Here is a 19701-nt window from a genome sequence, read left to right as displayed (position 1 = left end):
AAAAGTATTCATTGTTTATCTCCATTGAAAAAACACATGGTAAACAACGAAATACTAAAATTCATTCACCTAGATTCATTTTTTAATTTACTCAATGTCTGGGGAGCAACACCGAGATAAGAAGCTATATGGTATGACTTAACTTGATTAAATATAAAAGGGTATTCGTCAAGTAAACGATCATATCTTTGTGCAGCAGTCTCTGACATGAGAGAGAGGACACGTTTGTATGTTGCTGAATAATAGGTGCCATGTATCCATATTCTCGCTAAAAGCTCCCATTTTTTTTCTTGTGATATAAACTTATCAAGCTCTTCCAGAGACGCAACATAAAAAACCGAATCTTCAAGAATTTCAAAGTTAAGCATTGACCCTGTTTTTTCATAAAAGCTGACACTATCGTCCATAAAGTGGTTTAAGCCATGTTTACTTTTGCCACGAAAATAGAGTTGCCAAGTATGATCTTTACCATTCATATCAATAAAATATGATCTGGCTAAACCACTTTTAATAAACCATATCTCACTAAATACTTCACCTGCGTGATGTACTGTTGTTCCTTTTTTGACATGCTTTATGTCAAATAATCCGCAAGCATAAGCCCACTCATCATCATTAACAGGAATATAATGTTCAATCATTTTTCTAAAATATTTCATAGAACTACAGTTGTTGGTTTTTTAATATAATTATTAGCATAAACTGCAAAGCAAGTTGAACGCTTTTTTGCGTCGTTGTTTTATGCAAAAAATTTGAAAGTAAAATTTAAAAGGACAGTCACTTTTAAAAAAAGCATAAAGAATCAATAAATAATAGTGATAGTGAAACAACAACCGGAACGAACGCACCAACTCACAAATAAAGGTTTGATAGAATGCTACAATTTCATAAATAGCAAAAACTTCTTGTGAACAGGTTTGAATTCGTCATTAAAATATTTCTTTAATGTTGAATTGAATATTAAATTGGCTGTGTTGTTCATACCCCTCTAAAAATTAACTAAGTAAAAAGGAGCCTTACACATCGAAATATAACAAGAAGTACTGCAAGGCTCATTGTTCAGGTAGACCCTAGAACAAGCTCAGGGTAGCAAATCTTATAAATTAAGACCCCTACTACAGCGCTCTATTCATAATCCAAAACTTTGGCATCGTTGGCTTTGTTTAACAGCCCACGACTTTGCGATAAAAACTGCTTTGCACTTTCAGAGAAGTAACTTTTTGCTTCACTGAATGCGTCTATCAGGCCCTCTTTATCTCCTCGTTGTAACTTTTCTATGGTTTGCTCAAAGGTATCTTGGTAGCTGGCTAATAGCCCTTCTACATCATTAAATTGCGCAAGCATAATATCTGAGTAAAGCTCGGGAGATTGTGCAAACAGTCGGCCCACCATCATCAGCTCTAATTGATAAATCGGCGACGAGCAGCTGCGTAGCTCTTTTAAAGAGTGGCATTGTTTTGCTAAAAACTGGCCGTATACAAAGGTCGTCAAGTGGCGCATCACCTGAATAATTTGCATTGCTTGGTCATGTTTTTTAGCGTCCATTTCAACCAACTGGCTGCCCCAAATATTAAGCTGTTGCAGCAATCCTATACATTGCTCGTGAAAACGCCCTTCACACACCACAATAGTTTGTTTCACCCAATGCGATATATCTGGGCCAAACATCGGGTGTAGCCCCACAACCGGCCCGCTGTGCTTATCTAGCAATACTTTCAGTGGCTGCTGTTTTACCGAAGTAATATCAACTAAAACACACTCTTTAGGTATTGGCGGTAAGTTTTGTACAATTGTCTCAATGGCATTGATTGGCACACTGATCATCACTAACTTGGCATCCGCTAAAATCTCTTTCGCGTGTGGCTGCTCATTTTTATCTAAAATTCTTACCTCGTAGCCAGAGCGCTCAAACTGCTTAGCAAACAGCTGCCCCATCGCCCCTTTACCCCCTACAATCACCACTGGAGATAAATGTGGTGCAGCACATGACAGTTTACCCTGTTGGTTTTCGTATGCTTCACGCATCATACGCCTAAGAATGTCTTCAACGAGATCTGGGTTTACATTCAGGATCTGTGCTTGCTCACGTCGAGATGTAATCAGTTCAGCTTCGCGCTCTGGCGCATGCAGTGGCGCGCCCGCTTGTTGCTTAATAATACCCACTTGTTCAGTTAATGCGCGGCGTTTAGCTAGTAAATTAACTAGTTCGGTATCACACGCATCAATACCTTGTCTTAATTCGTTTAAATCCATTATGCTCGCCATAGAGTGTAAAGCAAAATTTACAGCAGTAAAAAATATGATACAGCTAGTCTATCAAGATAGCTAAAATGAAGAAAGCGAAATGCGGTTATATGTTAGTTGAAATTAATGAGTTTACAAACCAAAACAGGCCACTCAAAGAGTGGCCTGTTTTTTTAGCGTAGTAAAAAACGCGCGTATTAGTTAAGTTTTTCTTTAATACGTGCTGATTTACCTGAACGCTCACGCAAGTAGTAAAGCTTAGCGCGACGAACTGCACCGCGACGCTTAACTGCAATGCTGTCGATTAGAGGGCTGTGTGTTTGGAATACACGCTCAACACCTTCGCCGCTCGAAATTTTACGAACAGTGAAAGCTGAATGTAGACCACGATTACGCTTAGCGATTACAACACCTTCAAAGGCCTGTAGACGCTCTTTGCTACCCTCTTTTACACGTACCTGTACAACTACTGTATCACCAGCGCCGAACGCCGGTACGTCTGTTTTAAGCTGCTCTTCTTCAAGCGCTTTAATAATATTTTGGTTTACTTTTGCCATTATATTTCTCACATTCCTAGGTGTAACTGTCTTCTAGCCACAAGCTTCTTGGTACTCGTGCTGAAATTCAGCGAGTAGTGTCGCTTGCTCCTCAGTCAGAGCTAGGTTACGCAACAAGTCTGGACGTCGTAACCAAGTTCTGCCTAATGACTGCTTAGTACGCCATTTGGCTATCTCTTGGTGGTTTCCGCTGAGTAATACAGCAGGCACCTGTTTGTCATCCAATGTTTCTGGCCGAGTATAGTGAGGGCAATCTAACAAGCCATCCGAAAAGGAGTCTTGCTCTGCAGATTGGTTATGTCCTAACACCCCTGGCACTAATCGAGCTACTGCGTCGATTAACGTCATGGCTGGCAGTTCACCACCGCTGAGAATAAAATCACCAATGGACCACTCTTCGTCTACATGAGACTCGATGATCCGCTCGTCTATACCTTCATAGCGACCAGCTACTAAAATCAATTTTTCAGACCCAGCTAATTCAGCTGCGCCTTGTTGATCTAGTTTTCGCCCTTGAGGAGACATGTAAATTACTTTAGCGCCTTCACCTGCTGCCGCTTTAGCTGCAAGTATTGCTTGCTGTAATGGCTGTACCATCATCAGCATGCCAGGACCACCACCGTAAGGTCTGTCATCTACGGTTCTATGCTTATCTTTCGCATAATCCCGCGGATTCCAGCAGTTAAAATCGATTAAACCGTTTTTAACCGCACGGCCTGTAACGCCTTGTTGGGTTATTGCATCAAACATCTCAGGAAAAAGTGAAATCACTCCTACCCATAATGGATTTTGCTGACTCATTAAAAGCCGGGATCCCAATCAACAATAATTTGTCTTTCGTCATACTTAACTTCTTTAATAACTGAATCAGTTAAATAAGGAATTAAGCGTTCTGATTGACCAAATGCATCTTTTTTGTTTGCTTTAACAACCAAAACGTCATTTGACCCTGTTTCCATCAAGTCATCAACCTGCCCTAAGTCATAACCTTTATCGGTTACCACAGACATGCCAATGAGATCTCGCCAATAGAACTCCCCATCGGGAAGCGCTGGCAGTTGCGCAGAATCTACAGAAATTTCCACATTGGTATAAGCCATTGCTTGGTCTCTGTCGTTTACTTGCGCAAACTTGGCGATAAAGCCCTTGTTGTGGCGACGCCAGTCGCTTACTTCAAGGGTTTGCCATTTACCTTGTTGCCCTATCAACCATGGGCTGAAATCGAAGATCCCTTGGGGATCATCAGTAAATGAATGTACCTTAAGCCAGCCCTTAATACCGTAAGGGGCACCAAGCTTACCAACTACAATAATCGTGGTGTTTTCTTGACTCATGGTTACACTTACGCCTATTAAGCCGCTTTACGAGCGTCTTTAACTAACTTAGCTACGCGATCTGAAAGAGATGCGCCCTGACCTACCCAGTGTTCAACACGAGATAAATCTAAACGAACTTTTTCTTCTTGACCTTGAGCAATAGGGTTAAAGAAACCTACTTTCTCGATGAAACGACCGTCACGCGAGAAACGGCTATCCGCAACCACAATTTGATAGAAAGGACGCTTTTTAGCGCCACCACGTTGCAAACGAATAGTTACCATACCGTCCTCTGAATAGATTGACTGTTTTCATTAATAAGATTTACTTCCCACTATGGGAAGCTGGGGAATTGTACGAGTTTTTTTCAACAATGCAAGTAACAATTGCGTTTTCTGCCTTTGCCAATGGAATTCAACTCGTATTGGCTTTGCGAACAGTGGATATATGCGCAAAATTTACGGCTAAAGCGCCTCAGACCCACTGAGGCACTTGTCGCTGATTTTAAAATATATATTTCAGTTTTGCAGCAAAATAACGCCCTGGCTGCGTATATTGGTTAAAATTAACCTCTTTATTTTGCCCTGCCACATCCTGATATGAAATATATTCTTTATCTAACATGTTAAACACGCCACCATGTAGCTGCCAATTGCCAATTTGATACTGTGCAAATAAGTCTAAAGTACCCCAGCCACTGGTTTGTGCCATTTGTTCATCAGCTACTTTATCCATATGCTGCGCCGCACGAACCGCTGCAGTTAAAGATAATTCTCCTATGTCGTAGCGTGCCTTTATGTAACCATTGAGTGGGCTAATAGAGTCAATGTACTTATCTGTCGTGGTGTCTTTACCATCTAGATAGGTAATACCTGCATCAATGGCAAAGCGCTCGTTTAACCACATGGTATAGCTTGCCTCAACACCTTTGATTTCAACATCCGACAAATTTTGATACTGATAGTACGATTTATTAACGCGCGGAATAAAAGTAGGCTCAGACCTTACTAACTTTGATGCAATAAAGCCGTCAAACTGGGTATTAAATGCGGACAACGTAAATTGATGATTTTCAAAGTCACCTTTTAACCCCAGCTCAACACCTTGACTATATTCAGGTTCAAGCGCTGTATTAGGTAAAATTTGATAGAACGGCTCAACGCCATGGCTTTGATAGGCTTGGTCGTGTGGTGGAATTTTAAACCCTTCTGCATATTGCACATAAGCACGCATATTGTCATTTAATGAATAGATAAGCCCAATCTTGGGTGAAAAGGCGGTTTCATCTATATCTTTAAAATCAGCACCACCATAGAGCGGGCTATCTTTAGCCTGCATATCAAAGTGGTCCCAACGAACCGCAAGCTGTAGCTCCAATAGCTCATCAACCAGCGCTATGTTGCTTTGTACAAACACACCTAGCATGTCAGTATCGGCACCCGGAAAGGCTTTTTGTGGTTGCTTATCAAACTCACTTTGCCCGGTTGCATCTAATCGCGTTTTAAAACGCGGTCGGGTTGTGTCGTAACGCTCAAAGTCAAACCCATAAACAAGCTGTTGGTCAATGCCTGCGGTTACCAGCTTTTTATCTAATACTAATTTAGCGCCTAAGATCTGCTGTTCAAAACGGTAGTCATTATGATCAACATAAGGGCCTGTTCGCCCATTACCTGCACGAACTTGCGCACTTTTTTGTTCAAAGTCGGTTATATAAACCTGTGCGTCTAAATTATCGTATATGCTTGTTGATGCAGTGCTTTTAAAGCCTACAGAAAAAGATAAATTGGTATTCTCATCCACTGTTTCTTGTGTTCCAACCGCAATCATCTGCGCTGTTTTTTGCTCAAAAAAATCAACGGTTGCTAGCAATGTATCTGTTTGGTTCATACGCTGCTGCGACTTTAATACAACGGCATTGCTGTCGTAGTCAAATTCAGGTAAGTCTTCATTAAAATTTTGTGTTTCTTTGCCATCACGACGCGTCAATACAATTGATGTGGCATTGTCGCCAAAACGCTTAGCAAATGCTCCTGTTAATGAGGTTTCGTCGCTTAAACCATTAAAACCCATTTGTATGCTAGCAAATTGTGCTTGGCTATTAAGGTAATCTTCTGGTGTTTTACCTGAGATAACGACGATGCCACCAAGCGCATCAGAGCCGTATAATGAAGATGCTGCGCCTTTGGCAACTTCTATTTGCTTTACCCCTTCAATATCTAAATACCCGCGACCTACTAATAAACCGTTGCCGCCTTGATAAGCATCATTAAGCCTGCGACCGTCTTTAACATAAACAACTCGATTGCCGCCCATACCACGAATATTTAACGCCTGTGCTTGTCCTGCACTCCCTGTGGCATTAATACCGGTTTGAAAACGAAATGCCGTGCTCAAATCAACCGCAAGTTCAGCAGCTATATCTTGCTCGGTAACCACATTAACACTGCCAGCAACATCTGATAGCTTTTGATCAATACGTGACCCCGTAACAACGATGACTTCACTATTTTTTTCAAACTCTTCTGCAAACACACTGGTGCTGTTGGCGCACGCCATAATCAAACCAAGAGAAATTGCGGTGTGTTTAAATACCATTTTTTATACCTCAAACAGGGAAACAAGTAATTGTTCGACACTATAAAAGCACAACAACATAAATGCAAATGAAAATAACTATCACTTAGATATAGATTTAACCCCCCTTTTTTTATACACTACACTCCTCAAGTAGCGCGTGCTAACAAGCTAAACAAGCAACAGCTGCTCAAAAAAGTAAGTTCATAAAAGACGAGAAAAAGATGAAACTAAAACTATATCTATTCTTAACATTGTTTATACATAGCTTTAGCGCTCACGCTGAGCGTTTGGTCATTGCCGGTGGAACATTAACAGATATCGTGTTTGCACTGGGTGCTGGCAATCAAGTTGTTGCCGTGGATACATCAAGCACTTGGCCTGAGCAAGCCACCGCTTTACCCAAAATTGGCTATTACCGAGATTTAGCAGCTGAAGGAATATTAGCGCAATCACCAACGCTTGTTTTAACACTTGAAGGAAGTGGCCGACCTGAAGTACTCACTCAGCTACGTGATACCGGTATTCGCCTTAATCACTACAAAAAGCCCACCCAAGTGAATGAGTTATTTGCGCTAATAAAAACCATAGGTGACGACCTAAACAAACAACATAATGCAACAGCACTAATTAAGAAGCTAACACAGCAACTGCCCAAGCCCACTAAAACCACCAACCTCACCGCGCTATATATTTTTTCATCTGGTGATCGCGGTGTACTGGTTGCTGGTAAAGAAACCGTACCAGATGTGTTATTACGCTATACAGGTATCAAAAATTTAGCAACTGGGTCTGGCTTTAAGCCATATAACCTCGAAGCTCTGCTAGCAAGCAACCCCGACTTTATCATTGCTCCTAGCCACAACGTACAGTCGCTAGGCGGCAAAGAAGCGTTTTGTAAGCAACCTTCATTGGCACTTTTACCTGCGGCACAAAAATGCAAGTTACTGGTAATGGATACCTTAATATCGGTCGCTATGACATCGCGTTTACCTGAAGCCATTGCTATTTTGGCGAACTACACACGCAATACATTATGAACAATATTGCGCACCCACTCCTTAATACCACACAGCATATTCACTGGTATTGGTTAAGTGCAGCACTACTGGGCGTGCTGGCTTGGTTATCACTTAGTAGCGGTGCCGTTGGCTGGGACTGGAAAATGCCAATTTTATGGTTATTACCTGAATCCATGACCAGCGATGTTCAGCCACTACATATCAGCGTTGTAACTCAAATTCGCTTACCTAGACTCGTGTTGGCGATTTTAATTGGCGCGGTATTGGCAAGCTCTGGCGCTGCCACACAAGCATTGTGCAGAAACCCTTTGGCAGATCCCAGCCTAATGGGCATTACAGGTGGAGCAGCAATGGCTGCCGTAGCTATAATCGCACTCAGTGCCAAAGTCAGCTTTATTCACGAAGCCATGGTGACACCCGCAGCTTTTATTGGTGCTATCAGTGTAACGGCGCTTATTCATAAAGTAGCGAGCCATCAAGGACAAGTGCAGATCACCACCTTATTATTGGCAGGTGTTGCCATTAATGCGATGGCAATGGCGGTAATTGGCTTATTTAGCTTTTTTGCTGATGATAGCGCTTTACGCTTGATGACTTATTGGCAGATGGGGTCTTTAGGTGGCGCAAGTTGGTCGGCAATGCAATATGGCGCACCGCTTATTATTGTGAGTATTGGTGCCTTATTTGTACGACGCAAAAAAATTAATGCGCTCATGTTGGGTGAACTAGAGGCCCGTCATTTAGGCATTAATGTTACAAAGCTTAAAACAGAAATTGTGATTATTGTCGCGCTAGGTGTTGGCGGTGCTGTCGCATTGGCTGGTATGATTGGCTTTGTAGGGCTATTGGTGCCTCACGTTGCACGTCTGCTTGTAGGGCCTGATCTTAGGCGCATGTTGCCACTGAGTATGTTACTCGGTTGTGTGCTCATGCTCATAGCCGATTGGATATCGCGATTAGTGGTTGCGCCTTCTGAGCTACCTATTGGTATAGTCACAGCGCTCTTTGGTAGCCCATTTTTTGTTTATCAATTATTAAAGCAAAAGCGAGGTCAACATGCTTAGTTGTCAGCAGTTATCTATTCAACGAGGACAAAAATGCATTTTGCAAGCGGTTAACTTTACACTTAACAGTGGCGAATTTGTGGTACTACTGGGTGAGAACGGCGCTGGTAAATCAACGTTATTAAGTGCAATTTGTGGCGATATTCCATTTTCTGGTAACATTTGTTTTGCCAATAAAGCCATTGCCGCCCATAACGAACAAGCGCTTGCTACCAAGCGAGCGGTCCTTTTGCAAAACAACCGCGTTAACTTTGCATTTTCTGCCGCGCAACTGATTGCAATGGGCCGCTACCCATATCATGAATCTGAAAATGAACAAGCAGCCGTAGTCAATACACTCATAGCGCAGTTAAACTTAGCTAAATTAGCACCAAGAGATATCACTGAATTATCAGGCGGCGAATTTCAACGTGTGCAATTTGCCCGTTGCTTAGCTCAGCTCAACGCACATAAAAGTACCACAAAGGGTAAATTAATGTTGCTGGATGAGCCGACATCAGCACTTGACATGCACCACCAACACCTTACTTTGAGCAAAGCTAAAGCATTTGCTCAGCAAGGCAATACCGTGGTCGCCGTGTTACATGATTTAAACCTAACCTCTTTGTACGCTGACCGTGTACTATTATTAAACCAAGGACGACTATGTCACGATGGTAAGCCACAAGAGGTTTTACAACATTCGGTTTTACAACCTATTTATAAAACCGATATGCAAATAACAACGCACCCAAATTATCAAATTCCGATGATATTTTCAGAGCCAGAACGAGGAGTAACCCATGCGTGAACAAGCGGCCTTTGAAGCCCGAACATTAGTCAGACAATCCAATGTTTGCGTTATTTCAACTATTTCTAAAAACCTAGCTGGGTATCCATTTGGTTCGGTTTCGCCATTTATGAGCGACAATGAAGGCCGATTAGTATTTTACATTGCAGGCATTGCACAGCACTCAAGAAACTTATCCGAAGATAGCAAAGTATGTGCGACGGTATTTGATGCCGCCGAGCAAGGGGACCAAAATGCCCATGCACGCGTAACCATTGTTGGCGATGCCACTTTAGTACCCGAAGATGAATGTGAAGCATTGCTCGCACGATACGAGCGACAATACCCCGAAGCCGTCAGCTACCGCCAAGCACACGATTTTGCACTTTGGCGTATGGACGTAAAACGTGTACGTTACATTGGTGGGTTCGGTCATATATTTTGGATAGAAAAAGACGAATGGCAGCAGGCTCAACCGCAATGGGATTTAAATGACGAAGCCAATATGGTTGAGCATATGAACCAAGATCACAGCGATGCCAACCGGTTAATTTTAAAGCTAACCCATAATATTGAAGCGCAAGATGTGACCATGACCACTATTTTAACCGATGGTTGTTACCTGCGCGCAAATGAAAAAAACCACTATGTACAGTTTGAAAAACACTGCTTAGATGCAACTTCAGTGCGTAAAGAGCTGGTCAGGTTGACCAAAGCTGCGCGTGAGCAAAAAGCGGAGCTGAGTACTATTTAACCTTAATTTATCATGCTTCAGATAGGTTGGATGCGCATTGTGCCATCCAGCCTTTTGGCATAAACAACCACATAAGTTTTATACTCCCTTACTCATAAGCATTAAAATACTCACGGTTGCAAACAACACCCAAGACAGATGCTTGCCTTTAGAGCCTATTAAAGCAATGAAAAAGTGAATACCAAAAGTGGCAGCAATAATTTGTGCAACGACTAACTTATCCAGTTCAGGTTGGATTAAAGCAACGACTATTCCAGCAAACCCAAACCATGCAATAGACGTTAAATGCCATGCAAAACGCAGCGTGCGTTTAGTAAAGTCGTCACTGCCAAATAACTTTGGCAAGTTGTTACGTTTAAATAATCTACATAGAATGTAACGCTCCCCAAGATATGAATGAGCAATCGCAACGCAGACCAATAACATGGCTGATAGATATAAGGTAAATACCATTTTTTCTCCTTAAAAAGCAGCTAAAAGGCACACTTTAATAGCTTGCCAAAATGATATTGCCAAGCAAAACTCAAAAAGTACGATGTCAACATCGCCCTTCAAACCAAGTAATATCAATTGCATTAAGTAAGTGTTCAGATATTGCGGCAGATAAATGGCTTAGTAACAAGGCAAATATTTCGCTATGTAGTTATTCTACATGAGAAATGTTTAACGCAGTTAATGAGTTATTTAGCTCGCTAGAATGATCAATAATTTAATAAAATTGGTATAACATATCATCGCGCACTACAACAGCTTCACCCGCTCATCTACACACTCGTAAGAGCCCATTTCAAACTCTCGACATATCCAAGGCCTGTTTTCGTAAATTGTACACATAAAAGTTTCTCTATCTAAGGCGGCGCATAAGCCGTCGCCTAATCGTTGCATTGTTTCTCCACCATACTGATCACGTTGGATAAACTTTTCTGGCACGCCGGTGTCTGACATAATCATCACTTCAAGGCGGCAACAACATGCTTGGCAACTAGCGCAAGATACACTGGTAGAAAGAGCGTCTTTAATCGGTATATTCATGAGTACCTAAAGTTTTACTAATTAGGCATGATACCTTAAATCTAATCTAGCTACTCTCTATTTATGGCAAGTTAGATAATCGTAGGTAGCACCAATAATTAAATCCTTGCAAAACTCATAGCTTACTATCGCTCATTTGTTATCGGCAATGAGCATAAATTCACAGTTTTATGCATAGAAAAACCCGAATGCTGTACATTCTGGCTTTTATGAGAAGTGTTCAAAAGCGGTGCCATTTCAGTATTTTTAACAAAACAAGCGTGATATATGCCTCAACTTTTTGACTTCTCAAGGCATAAATAGCAATGTCCGGTAGTTGTCCACGAAAAGTGACTGTCCGTAGTTATGCGATGGTTATAGTAGTGATGGATATATGGCTGCCGACGCATAGCGCGCATGATGCATTGATTTTATTTGGTTTTATTAAAGCGGCTAAAAGCAATACCAACTCCTGCACCGATCACTATACCAATACCCACATTATCAAAAACAAATTTGCCAAAAATAATACCTATTCCAGCTCCCATAGCTATAGCTAGTCCCATATTGCTAGCTTTAGGTGCTTTACTTTTGTCATCTTCGTTCATCTGGAATATCCTTATTATGAGTATCACACCAATGTATGAAACCGACGCCTTACTCTGCTGCACATACTGCGAAGAGCATTTTTAGGAAAAATTAGCGCACCAGCGACACACAAAACAAACGCAGCAGTATGTGTCAGGTGGAGCAATTTGTTAGGAGCTGCCCAAAGCCATGACTATTACCATTAAAAATAATGTTAAAAATACTGCATACACAGTCACGAAAGAATCGTAAAGCATTGAATTAAAAGTTAAAAAACGAACAGATCAAACTGTATAGCATCAGTTCCTGAAACGAGCAACTCTACAACCTCAACGCCCATTAAATGGGCTTAAAACTGTTGGCTAAAATTAGCGAGACACGAGCAAAAAGCCAACAGTTTTTTGTTCGTTTGATTGCCTTGCTATATTTTTCATACCATAATCCAATATATATTGGTACTTGAGGTTTTATATTATGGCTAAAAATACGAGCGTAACATTAGGCGAGCATTTCGATCAATTTATAACGCAGCAACTTAACTCGGGTCGCTATGGTTCTGCAAGTGAAGTGGTTCGTGCTGGTTTAAGAGTATTGGAAGATCAAGAAACAAAAATGCTTAATTTACGTAATATGCTTGCAGAAGGTGAAACCAGTGGTATTGCCGATTATTCGTATGATTCCTTAGTCTTAGAGCTAGACAAAGATAACAACTAATGTCGAAATTTGAATTATCAGGAAAAGCTAAAACAGATTTAATTAAAATAGCTAGATATACTCAATTAACTTGGGGAATAGAACAAAGGAATGATTATTTAAAGCTGTTAGATAATACTTTCCATCAACTAGCAAGTGAACCTGTGTTAGGAGTTAGTTGCGATTATATAAGAGAAAGTTACCGAAAATGCCCTCAAGGTAGTCACGTAATTTATTACAAAGAATACCAAACAAGCCAAATTTTAATTGTAAGAATCTCACACAAGAGTATGGATGTTAGCCGCGCTCTGTGAAAAATATAACAGCTTATTCTCTCCCAAAATATCGGAATAACTACCGACAAAACAAGCTATATTACGTGTCTCAATCTTCCCACGCAAAAAGCGTAATGTAAACAACTAGCCATAAACAAACAACACTTCTAACACAAAAAACGGCTTATAACGTTATGTTTTTTGACCATAGTGTAAGTGTCGTTGTGCTAACAAATAGGCACAAAAAACCCGAGCTTAACTCGGGTTTTTCTCACTCATTATCCATTAAAACTTAGGGCCACCACCGCCCATCATGCCCGGTGGCATCATGCCTTTCATGCCACGCATCATTTTTTGCATGCCACCTTTACCTTTCATCTTTTTCATCATTTTTTGCATTTGCGTAAATTGCTTCAACAATTTGTTGATGTCTTGTACTTGTGTACCAGAGCCTGCTGCAATGCGTTTTTTACGTGAGCCTTTGATGATTTCAGGACGTGTACGCTCTTTTGGTGTCATGGAGCTAATGATAGCTTCCATTTGTACAAAAGTTTTATCACCTACTTGGCCTTTTACAGCATCAGGCAGGTTGTTCATACCCGGCAGTTTTTCTAACATCGACATCATACCGCCCATGTTTTTCATTTGCTTAAGCTGCTCAGCAAAGTCTTCTAGGGTAAAACCATCGCCTTTAAAGACCTTTTCAGCCATTTTATCGGCTTTGTCTTTATCAACCTTCATCTCTACTTCTTCGATGAGTGATAACATATCACCCATGCCCAAAATACGAGACGCTATACGGTCTGGGTGGAATGGTTCTAACGCGTCAGTTCGCTCCCCTACACCCATAAATTTAATTGGTTTACCAGTAATATGACGAATCGATAATGCTGCACCACCGCGCGCATCACCATCAGTTTTAGTTAAAATCACACCGGTTAATGGTAATGCTTCATCAAATGCTTTGGCTGTGTTGGCCGCATCTTGACCAGTCATTGAGTCAACCACAAACAACGTTTCGATTGGGTTTATCGCACTGTGCAGTGCTTTAATTTCATCCATCATGTCGTTGTCGACATGTAAACGGCCTGCAGTATCAACAAGTACCACATCGATGAACTTTTTCTTGGCGTGGCTAATAGCATTAGTGGCAATATCGACTGGCTTTTGCGAAATATCACTTGGGAAAAAGTCAACGTCTACTTCGTTTGCCAAAGTTTCAAGCTGCTTGATTGCCGCTGGACGGTATACGTCGGCACTGACCACAAGCACAGACTTTTTCTTACGCTCTTTTAAAAACTTAGCTAATTTACCAATACTGGTGGTTTTACCCGCACCTTGCAGACCTGCCATCATTACAACCGCTGGCGGCTGTGCAGCTAGGTTCAGCTCTTCATTTGACTCGCCCATGGCTTTTTCAAGCTCTTCGCGAACAATTTTAATGAATACCTGACCGGGACTAAGGCTTTTTGTTACTTCAACGCCAACCGCACGTTCTTTTACTTGTTTAACAAACTCACGAACCACAGGTAACGCGACATCGGCTTCAAGTAGCGCCATACGGACTTCGCGCAGTGTTTCTTTGATATTATCTTCGGTTAGACGGCCTCTGCCGCTGATGTTTTTTAGCGTTTTACCTAAACGGTCCTGGAGGTTTTCAAACATGTATTAGGTTCCAATAAATCGTAATTGCTAAACATTATACTGATATGGCCCCGACTAATACAGTGTTCAAGTGCATACAAAGTTTCTTTTTAGAAACTCTATGCAAGAAGCAATGCTTAAAATACAATGGCTCTATAAAGGAAATTTATTATTAGGCACACTTTGATGTTGATTGTTAGCTTGTCTTTATTTGCCAGTCTGTTTTATGTGCTTGCCACAGGTCATGTTTTATCACGCCTGTTTGACAAAGACGGCCCAAATCAAAAGCTCACCATTATTTTAAGTACACTGGCAATTTTGTCGCATATGCTGCTGCTAGTAAACTCCGTGTTTACTCATGAAGGGCAAGATTTAAGCACCGTTAACGTTGCTTTGCTAACCTGTTGGGTCATTGTAGTCAGTGTCACCACAGTATCATTAAAGTTTCCTGCCACCTTATTGCTGCCTGTAGTGTATGGCTTTGCTGCCATTTTACTTACTGCAAGCCTCTTTATTCCACATCACATGGTGATGCAAACCATCAATATTGATTTAGGTTTGGTGGTGCATATTTCTTTGTCTTTACTTGCCTACTGCGTGCTTATTATCGCGACTTTATATGCGGTACAATTTTTTTACATAGATAACCGATTAAAACATAAAGACCTCGCAATTATGCACAGCCACTTACCGCCGCTCATGCAAGTAGAAAGGCAGTTGTATCAACTGCTAACCATAGGCACAACATTGTTAACATTGGCACTTATCTCAGGGTTTACATTTTTAGATGGCATGTTTGCTAAAGAGTTTATCCATAAAACAGTCTTGTCTTTAATGGCTTGGACTATTTTTGCAACGGTTACTTTAGGTCATCATAGATTTGGCTGGCGTGGCAAATCTGTGGTAATTTCTATCATGATTGCTTCAGGTTTGATGACACTTGCTTATTTTGGCAGCAGATTTATTCAAGAAGTTATCCTAGGTAAGTTTTAGCTTGACTCTTATAGCCAGCTAACGCTTAATACACGCTCAAAAGTAAGAAAGGGATCCACTGTTGGACGACATATCTACAAGCACTTTATTTATTGTATTGGGCTTGCTTATCATGATGTCAGGCTATTTTTCTAGCTCTGAAACTGGGATCATGTCAATAAACCGCATTCGACTGCGTCATCTCGAAAAAGAAAACCACCGTGCAGCTAAACGTGTAAGTAAACTGCTACGGCGCCCTGACAGGCTCATTGGCCTAATTCTCATTGGTAATAACTTAGTAAACATTGCAGCTGCTCAAGTAGCAACTATTATTGGCTTGCGCTTGTATGGTGATATGGGTATTGCTATTTCAACCTTTGTGCTCACATTAGTGGTGCTCATTTTTGCTGAAGTAACACCAAAAACATTGGCAGCGCTTTACCCTGAAAAGGTCGCTTTTCCTAGCTCAATTATTTTAAAAGGTTTATTAAAAGTACTCTTCCCGTTGGTAGTGACCGTTAATTGGATAACCAATGGTATGTTAAAACTATTTGGTATTTCTAATAAACAAATTGAAGAGCATAGCTTAAGTAAAGAAGAGCTAAAAACGGTTGTAAACGAATCAAGTGCGCTACTTCCGAGTAACCACCAAAACATGCTCACCTCAATTTTAGACCTTGAGCAAGTTACTGTTGAAGACATTATGATCCCGCGCAACGAGATCAATGCTATTGATATCAACGATGATTGGAAAATAATTTCGCGTAAGCTAACCCATGCACAGCATACCCGAGTGCTATTATTTAGAGACCAAATTGATGATGCGGTTGGCTTTATTCATTCGCGTGATGCACTGCGTCTGCTCACTAAAGAGCAATTTGATAAACCTTCGTTGCTACGTGCCGTGCGTGAAATTTACTATATTCCAGAAGGTACCTCACTCAATACTCAGCTGTTAAAGTTTCAGCAAAGTAAAGAGCGTATTGGTATTGTGGTTGATGAGTATGGCGATATTCAAGGACTGGTCACACTTGAAGATATTCTAGAAGAAGTAGTTGGCGACTTTACTACCACACAAACGCCTGCAGCCAGTGACGAAGTTAATATACAAAGTGACGGTTCAGTTCTCGTTGATGGAGCTGCAAATATTCGTGATATCAATAAAGAAATGAACTGGGTATTACCAACCGAAGGCCCTAAAACACTCAGCGGTTTAATTGTTGAGCATCTTGAAGATATTCCCGACGCCCCGCTTAGCTTAATTATCGCAAACTATCAAATGGAAGTCGTTGAGTTAAAAGAAAATATGGTTAAACTAGTTAAAGTAATGCCGGGCAAGAAAAAGCATTAAACACCTCAGTATCAATTAATAGGATAAGTACCAAGTCCGTATGCTTGGTACTTGTCATGAATACACGCCACACCGAGCAGTCTGTGTAGACAAACAGAAACTATGGTATTAAAAATCTGAAACAAAAGCTCAACCATCTTAGTAAATCAACACTCCCTTCAATTAAAACTCATAGCGCAATTTCAAGTAACAATAAATATATGAACTCTCCGGTGCAAGATAGTGGTTGGTAGAAGCGCAAAGTTTATTACTGCCATATATGCAGCTTGTTATTGAGAGGGTTTCAAAATAGATCACTTAATTATGCGAAATACTTGCACCCATTATAAAAACAAATATAAGATAGCCGTGCCACTCTTGGCAAAGCTATTAAAGGAAAAGGATCCTTCTATGAACAAGTGCTTAAATATACTTATATCGTCTGTATTTATGCTTGGTGCTGCACATGCCCACGCTAATAATCTTATTGACTCTAACGCAGAGCTGCTCACTCCCATCATAAACAAAGCACAAAAGGCTGGCTCAGTAAGGGTCATTGTCAAACTGACAATGCCAGATAGCAAAGGACTAAATGTGCCTGATGCATTTAATAATCAAATAAATCAAGTACAGAACAACCTTGGTGTAGCGGCAGTTACCTCTATCCCAGCGTTTAACTTAGCGGTATACGAAGTAACCCCAATACAGCTAGACAATTTAATAACATCTGGCTACGTTGTTAAGATACAAGAGGATATTCCACTTCCACCAACGCTTAATGAGTCCATCAAACATATCGGCGCAGATGCAATCCACACGGCACAATATACGGGTCAAGGCCAAGCAATTGCAATATTAGATACTGGCGTTGAATCATGGCATCACTTTTACAGTGATCGCCTAGTCGAAGAAGCTTGCTTTTCAACAACCAGTACAAGCAATTTTTCAACTAGCTTGTGCCCTAATGGCAATGATGAGCAATTCGGCTCAGGTGCTGCTGCAGACTGCTCTGCTACGGGTATTAATGTATGCGATCATGGTACCCATGTAGCAGGTATAGCGGCTGGACGTAATGGCAGTACTCGCGGTGTTGCACCTAACGCAGACATCGTCGCAGTACAAGTATTTTCTCGCTTTGGTCGTGAGTATGAACAATGTAGGGGCCGAGCTTGCATACTATCCTATGCTTCAGATCAACTGGCTGCATTAGAGTGGATCTTAAATAATGCTCAAACACGCAACATCGCAGCTATAAATATGAGTATTGGTGGCGGCCATCATACACAAGCCTGTAATAATGACATGCGTGCAGATGCAGTAGAAACATTAAGAGCAAGAGGTATTCTAACGGTAATTTCATCAGGAAATAGCGGCTTTAGCGACGGTGTAGGAGCACCAGGTTGTATTTCTAGTGCCATTACCGTCGGGAGTACGCGAGATAATAGCGATAATATAAGTGGTTATTCAAATAGCTCAGCACTGGTTGATATATTAGCTCCAGGGCAAAGTATTCTATCTTCTACTATACGCGGCAGGTATATAATAAAATCAGGTACATCAATGGCTGCCCCTCACGTCACTGGCGCTATAGCTGTACTCAAATCTATCAACCCTAACTTAACGCCAAACCAAATTGAAAATACCTTAGAGTCTAACTCTAAAGAAGTGACTGATAATAGAAACAACCTTCCTTTTCCTCGCTTAGATGTATTCGCAGCCTCTGCTGCAATAAAAAGCGCAATCACACTGGCAACTCCAACAGCATTAAGCACTCAAGTCAAAAGCCGCAATACAGTGACTTTAACATGGCAACCAGTTCAAGGTGCCGAAGAGTATTTTATCTCTTCACGATATAACCAGCAGAGTTGGTCTGGCTTTAATGAATCTAGTACATCTTCATCATACACGACACATAACTTAGCCTCAGGAAACTATCAATTTAAAGTACGGGCATGCCGGTTAGGAAAGTGTTCCAACATATCTAATGCATCTGACAACATTTATATCACGCCTCCAACTCCTAACACACCAAATGCACCGATAGCTAAGGTAACAGGAAATAAAGTGACAGCGACCTGGAGCCCGGTAAACAACGCTAATAATTACCTAGTCGCCATTAAATACAATGACAATACTTGGACCGACTTCAGATACTCAACTACTCGTACATCATTCTCTTGGAGCAATTTACCGGCTGGTGCTCGCAGTTACAAAATAAAAGCTTGCTATGATCAAACTTGTTCAAACGAGTCTAGTAGTTCAAATACGGTTATAGTCGCTCCAAGTACTCCTTCAGCACCATCAGCCACAGTATCTGATAACTCAACAATCACAGTTAATTGGCCAGCCGTTCATTTTGCTAATAATTATCTAATTTCGATAAAGTATAATAATAACAGTTGGACAACTTTTCGCTTTAGTAGCAATACTAATTCAATCACTTGGCATAACCTCCCAGCTGGAGCGCGCACTTACCGTGTTAAAGCTTGTTACGATGACCATTGCTCAGCAGCATCATCTACTTCTAACTCTACATTCATAAGTTTGGCAACACCAAGTACCCCTGTAGCTGCATTATCAGGTAATACTATTACTGTAGATTGGCCTGATGTTGAAGGTGCAGATTCTTATGTAGTAGCTATAAAATACAACACCAACAATTGGACCGATTTTAAATACAGCACATCCAGCTCTTCAATTTCATGGTCAAACCTTAATTCAGGCACTAGAAAATATCGTATCAAGGCCTGCTTAGAAGGCATATGTTATAACGCTTCATCCAGTTCAAACAGCATAAGCAACTAAATTTTTAAGCCTAACAAAAAGCGAGCTATTTACTAACCTTATGTGAAACCTATATTGCACTAATTTAAAACCCGATGACCATT

Annotated in this window: 20 protein-coding genes; 9 read left to right on the top strand and 11 right to left on the bottom strand. The window is 41.0% G+C overall.

Translation table 11 applies throughout. The features are described from left to right. Positions 1–65: 65 nt before the first annotated feature. The 7 genes from OCI93_RS02655 to OCI93_RS02625 form a co-directional block, all read right to left on the bottom strand. Positions 66–659 carry a Crp/Fnr family transcriptional regulator gene (locus OCI93_RS02655; RefSeq protein ID WP_261593242.1) on the bottom strand — a complete coding sequence of 198 codons (594 nt, stop codon included), beginning with the start codon at positions 657–659 and terminating at the stop codon, positions 66–68. A gap of 466 nt (positions 660–1125) precedes the next feature. Continuing rightward, positions 1126–2265: a bifunctional chorismate mutase/prephenate dehydrogenase gene (gene tyrA, locus OCI93_RS02650; protein WP_261625717.1), complete on the bottom strand. Its 1140-nt coding sequence runs from the start codon at positions 2263–2265 to the stop codon at positions 1126–1128. A gap of 176 nt (positions 2266–2441) precedes the next feature. After that, complete coding sequence (gene rplS, locus OCI93_RS02645) at positions 2442–2801, bottom strand: 50S ribosomal protein L19 (RefSeq protein WP_261595299.1); 360 nt, start codon at positions 2799–2801, stop codon at positions 2442–2444. Between the two features lie 33 nt (positions 2802–2834). Then, entirely contained in the window at positions 2835–3602 is a 768-nt protein-coding gene (gene trmD, locus OCI93_RS02640) for a tRNA (guanosine(37)-N1)-methyltransferase TrmD (RefSeq protein ID WP_261595298.1), read from the bottom strand. Then, on the bottom strand, positions 3602–4135 hold the full coding sequence (gene rimM / locus OCI93_RS02635) for a ribosome maturation factor RimM (RefSeq protein WP_261625716.1): 534 nt from the start codon (positions 4133–4135) through the stop codon (positions 3602–3604). The genes trmD and rimM overlap by 1 nt, the downstream gene beginning before the upstream one ends. 17 nt (positions 4136–4152) lie before the next feature. Continuing rightward, the gene (gene rpsP, locus OCI93_RS02630; protein ID WP_261595296.1) at positions 4153–4401 is read right to left on the bottom strand and encodes a 30S ribosomal protein S16; all 249 of its coding nucleotides are present in this window, start codon (positions 4399–4401) and stop codon (positions 4153–4155) included. Positions 4402–4621: 220 nt separating this feature from the next. Further along, positions 4622–6712 carry a TonB-dependent receptor domain-containing protein gene (locus tag OCI93_RS02625; RefSeq protein WP_261625715.1) on the bottom strand — a complete coding sequence of 697 codons (2091 nt, stop codon included), beginning with the start codon at positions 6710–6712 and terminating at the stop codon, positions 4622–4624. Between the two features lie 203 nt (positions 6713–6915). On the opposite strand from OCI93_RS02625, the gene OCI93_RS02620 reads away from it, so the two are divergent. Genes OCI93_RS02620 through OCI93_RS02605 form a run of 4 tightly spaced genes read left to right on the top strand, consistent with a single transcriptional unit; the run spans position 6916 to position 10300 of the window. Then, complete coding sequence (locus OCI93_RS02620) at positions 6916–7731, top strand: heme/hemin ABC transporter substrate-binding protein (RefSeq protein WP_261595294.1); 816 nt, start codon at positions 6916–6918, stop codon at positions 7729–7731. Beyond that, entirely contained in the window at positions 7728–8777 is a 1050-nt protein-coding gene (locus tag OCI93_RS02615; RefSeq protein WP_261625714.1) for a FecCD family ABC transporter permease, read from the top strand. The genes OCI93_RS02620 and OCI93_RS02615 overlap by 4 nt, the downstream gene beginning before the upstream one ends. Next, complete coding sequence (locus OCI93_RS02610; RefSeq protein WP_261595292.1) at positions 8770–9567, top strand: heme ABC transporter ATP-binding protein; 798 nt, start codon at positions 8770–8772, stop codon at positions 9565–9567. The genes OCI93_RS02615 and OCI93_RS02610 overlap by 8 nt, the downstream gene beginning before the upstream one ends. After that, positions 9560–10300, top strand: coding sequence for a HugZ family pyridoxamine 5'-phosphate oxidase (locus tag OCI93_RS02605; protein ID WP_261625713.1), 741 nt, complete (start codon positions 9560–9562; stop codon positions 10298–10300). Before OCI93_RS02610 ends, OCI93_RS02605 begins: the two co-directional genes overlap by 8 nt. A gap of 78 nt (positions 10301–10378) precedes the next feature. Here OCI93_RS02605 and OCI93_RS02600 read toward each other — a convergent pair whose 3' ends face one another. The 3 genes from OCI93_RS02600 to OCI93_RS02590 form a co-directional block, all read right to left on the bottom strand. Next, positions 10379–10753, bottom strand: coding sequence for a hypothetical protein (locus OCI93_RS02600; protein WP_261625712.1), 375 nt, complete (start codon positions 10751–10753; stop codon positions 10379–10381). A gap of 288 nt (positions 10754–11041) precedes the next feature. Continuing rightward, on the bottom strand, positions 11042–11332 hold the full coding sequence (locus OCI93_RS02595; protein WP_261595289.1) for a YkgJ family cysteine cluster protein: 291 nt from the start codon (positions 11330–11332) through the stop codon (positions 11042–11044). Positions 11333–11742: 410 nt separating this feature from the next. Next, on the bottom strand, positions 11743–11919 hold the full coding sequence (locus OCI93_RS02590) for a hypothetical protein (RefSeq protein WP_261595288.1): 177 nt from the start codon (positions 11917–11919) through the stop codon (positions 11743–11745). A 454-nt stretch (positions 11920–12373) separates the two neighbouring features. Between OCI93_RS02590 and OCI93_RS02585 the strand changes: the two genes are divergently transcribed. Together OCI93_RS02585 and OCI93_RS02580 are read left to right on the top strand one after the other, a co-directional pair. After that, entirely contained in the window at positions 12374–12613 is a 240-nt protein-coding gene (locus tag OCI93_RS02585; protein ID WP_261595287.1) for a type II toxin-antitoxin system ParD family antitoxin, read from the top strand. Further along, a complete protein-coding gene (locus OCI93_RS02580) occupies positions 12613–12906 on the top strand; it encodes a type II toxin-antitoxin system RelE/ParE family toxin (RefSeq protein ID WP_261595286.1) in 294 nt (97 codons plus the stop codon). Before OCI93_RS02585 ends, OCI93_RS02580 begins: the two co-directional genes overlap by 1 nt. A gap of 246 nt (positions 12907–13152) precedes the next feature. Here the strand turns inward: OCI93_RS02580 and ffh are convergent, their stop codons facing one another. Beyond that, entirely contained in the window at positions 13153–14532 is a 1380-nt protein-coding gene (gene ffh, locus OCI93_RS02575) for a signal recognition particle protein (RefSeq protein ID WP_261625711.1), read from the bottom strand. Positions 14533–14697: 165 nt separating this feature from the next. On the opposite strand from ffh, the gene OCI93_RS02570 reads away from it, so the two are divergent. From OCI93_RS02570 to OCI93_RS02560, 3 genes are all read left to right on the top strand, one after another. Next, positions 14698–15504: a cytochrome C assembly family protein gene (locus OCI93_RS02570; protein WP_261595284.1), complete on the top strand. Its 807-nt coding sequence runs from the start codon at positions 14698–14700 to the stop codon at positions 15502–15504. A gap of 61 nt (positions 15505–15565) precedes the next feature. Beyond that, complete coding sequence (locus OCI93_RS02565) at positions 15566–16834, top strand: HlyC/CorC family transporter (protein WP_261595283.1); 1269 nt, start codon at positions 15566–15568, stop codon at positions 16832–16834. 390 nt (positions 16835–17224) lie between these two features. Next, entirely contained in the window at positions 17225–19618 is a 2394-nt protein-coding gene (locus OCI93_RS02560) for a S8 family serine peptidase (RefSeq protein WP_261625710.1), read from the top strand. Positions 19619–19701: the final 83 nt, after the last annotated feature.

Origin of the sequence: Pseudoalteromonas holothuriae (genome assembly GCF_945859825.1) — a bacterium.
Taxonomy (GTDB): Bacteria; Pseudomonadota; Gammaproteobacteria; order Enterobacterales; family Alteromonadaceae; genus Pseudoalteromonas; species Pseudoalteromonas holothuriae.
This window is presented reverse-complemented; position numbering and strand designations above follow the sequence as displayed.

Excerpts from the sequence above, each read along its gene's own strand:
- OCI93_RS02655 (WP_261593242.1), bottom strand. The coding sequence starts at position 659 with ATGAAATATTTTAGAAAAATGATTGAACATTATATTCCTGTTAATGAT.
- tyrA (WP_261625717.1), bottom strand. The coding sequence starts at position 2,265 with ATGGCGAGCATAATGGATTTAAACGAATTAAGACAAGGTATTGATGCG.
- rplS (WP_261595299.1), bottom strand. The coding sequence starts at position 2,801 with ATGGCAAAAGTAAACCAAAATATTATTAAAGCGCTTGAAGAAGAGCAG.
- trmD (WP_261595298.1), bottom strand. The coding sequence starts at position 3,602 with ATGAGTCAGCAAAATCCATTATGGGTAGGAGTGATTTCACTTTTTCCT.
- rimM (WP_261625716.1), bottom strand. The coding sequence starts at position 4,135 with ATGAGTCAAGAAAACACCACGATTATTGTAGTTGGTAAGCTTGGTGCC.
- rpsP (WP_261595296.1), bottom strand. The coding sequence starts at position 4,401 with ATGGTAACTATTCGTTTGCAACGTGGTGGCGCTAAAAAGCGTCCTTTC.
- OCI93_RS02625 (WP_261625715.1), bottom strand. The coding sequence starts at position 6,712 with ATGGTATTTAAACACACCGCAATTTCTCTTGGTTTGATTATGGCGTGC.
- OCI93_RS02620 (WP_261595294.1), top strand. The coding sequence starts at position 6,916 with ATGAAACTAAAACTATATCTATTCTTAACATTGTTTATACATAGCTTT.
- OCI93_RS02615 (WP_261625714.1), top strand. The coding sequence starts at position 7,728 with ATGAACAATATTGCGCACCCACTCCTTAATACCACACAGCATATTCAC.
- OCI93_RS02610 (WP_261595292.1), top strand. The coding sequence starts at position 8,770 with ATGCTTAGTTGTCAGCAGTTATCTATTCAACGAGGACAAAAATGCATT.
- OCI93_RS02605 (WP_261625713.1), top strand. The coding sequence starts at position 9,560 with ATGCGTGAACAAGCGGCCTTTGAAGCCCGAACATTAGTCAGACAATCC.
- OCI93_RS02600 (WP_261625712.1), bottom strand. The coding sequence starts at position 10,753 with ATGGTATTTACCTTATATCTATCAGCCATGTTATTGGTCTGCGTTGCG.
- OCI93_RS02595 (WP_261595289.1), bottom strand. The coding sequence starts at position 11,332 with ATGAATATACCGATTAAAGACGCTCTTTCTACCAGTGTATCTTGCGCT.
- OCI93_RS02590 (WP_261595288.1), bottom strand. The coding sequence starts at position 11,919 with ATGAACGAAGATGACAAAAGTAAAGCACCTAAAGCTAGCAATATGGGA.
- OCI93_RS02585 (WP_261595287.1), top strand. The coding sequence starts at position 12,374 with ATGGCTAAAAATACGAGCGTAACATTAGGCGAGCATTTCGATCAATTT.
- OCI93_RS02580 (WP_261595286.1), top strand. The coding sequence starts at position 12,613 with ATGTCGAAATTTGAATTATCAGGAAAAGCTAAAACAGATTTAATTAAA.
- ffh (WP_261625711.1), bottom strand. The coding sequence starts at position 14,532 with ATGTTTGAAAACCTCCAGGACCGTTTAGGTAAAACGCTAAAAAACATC.
- OCI93_RS02570 (WP_261595284.1), top strand. The coding sequence starts at position 14,698 with ATGTTGATTGTTAGCTTGTCTTTATTTGCCAGTCTGTTTTATGTGCTT.
- OCI93_RS02560 (WP_261625710.1), top strand. The coding sequence starts at position 17,225 with ATGAACAAGTGCTTAAATATACTTATATCGTCTGTATTTATGCTTGGT.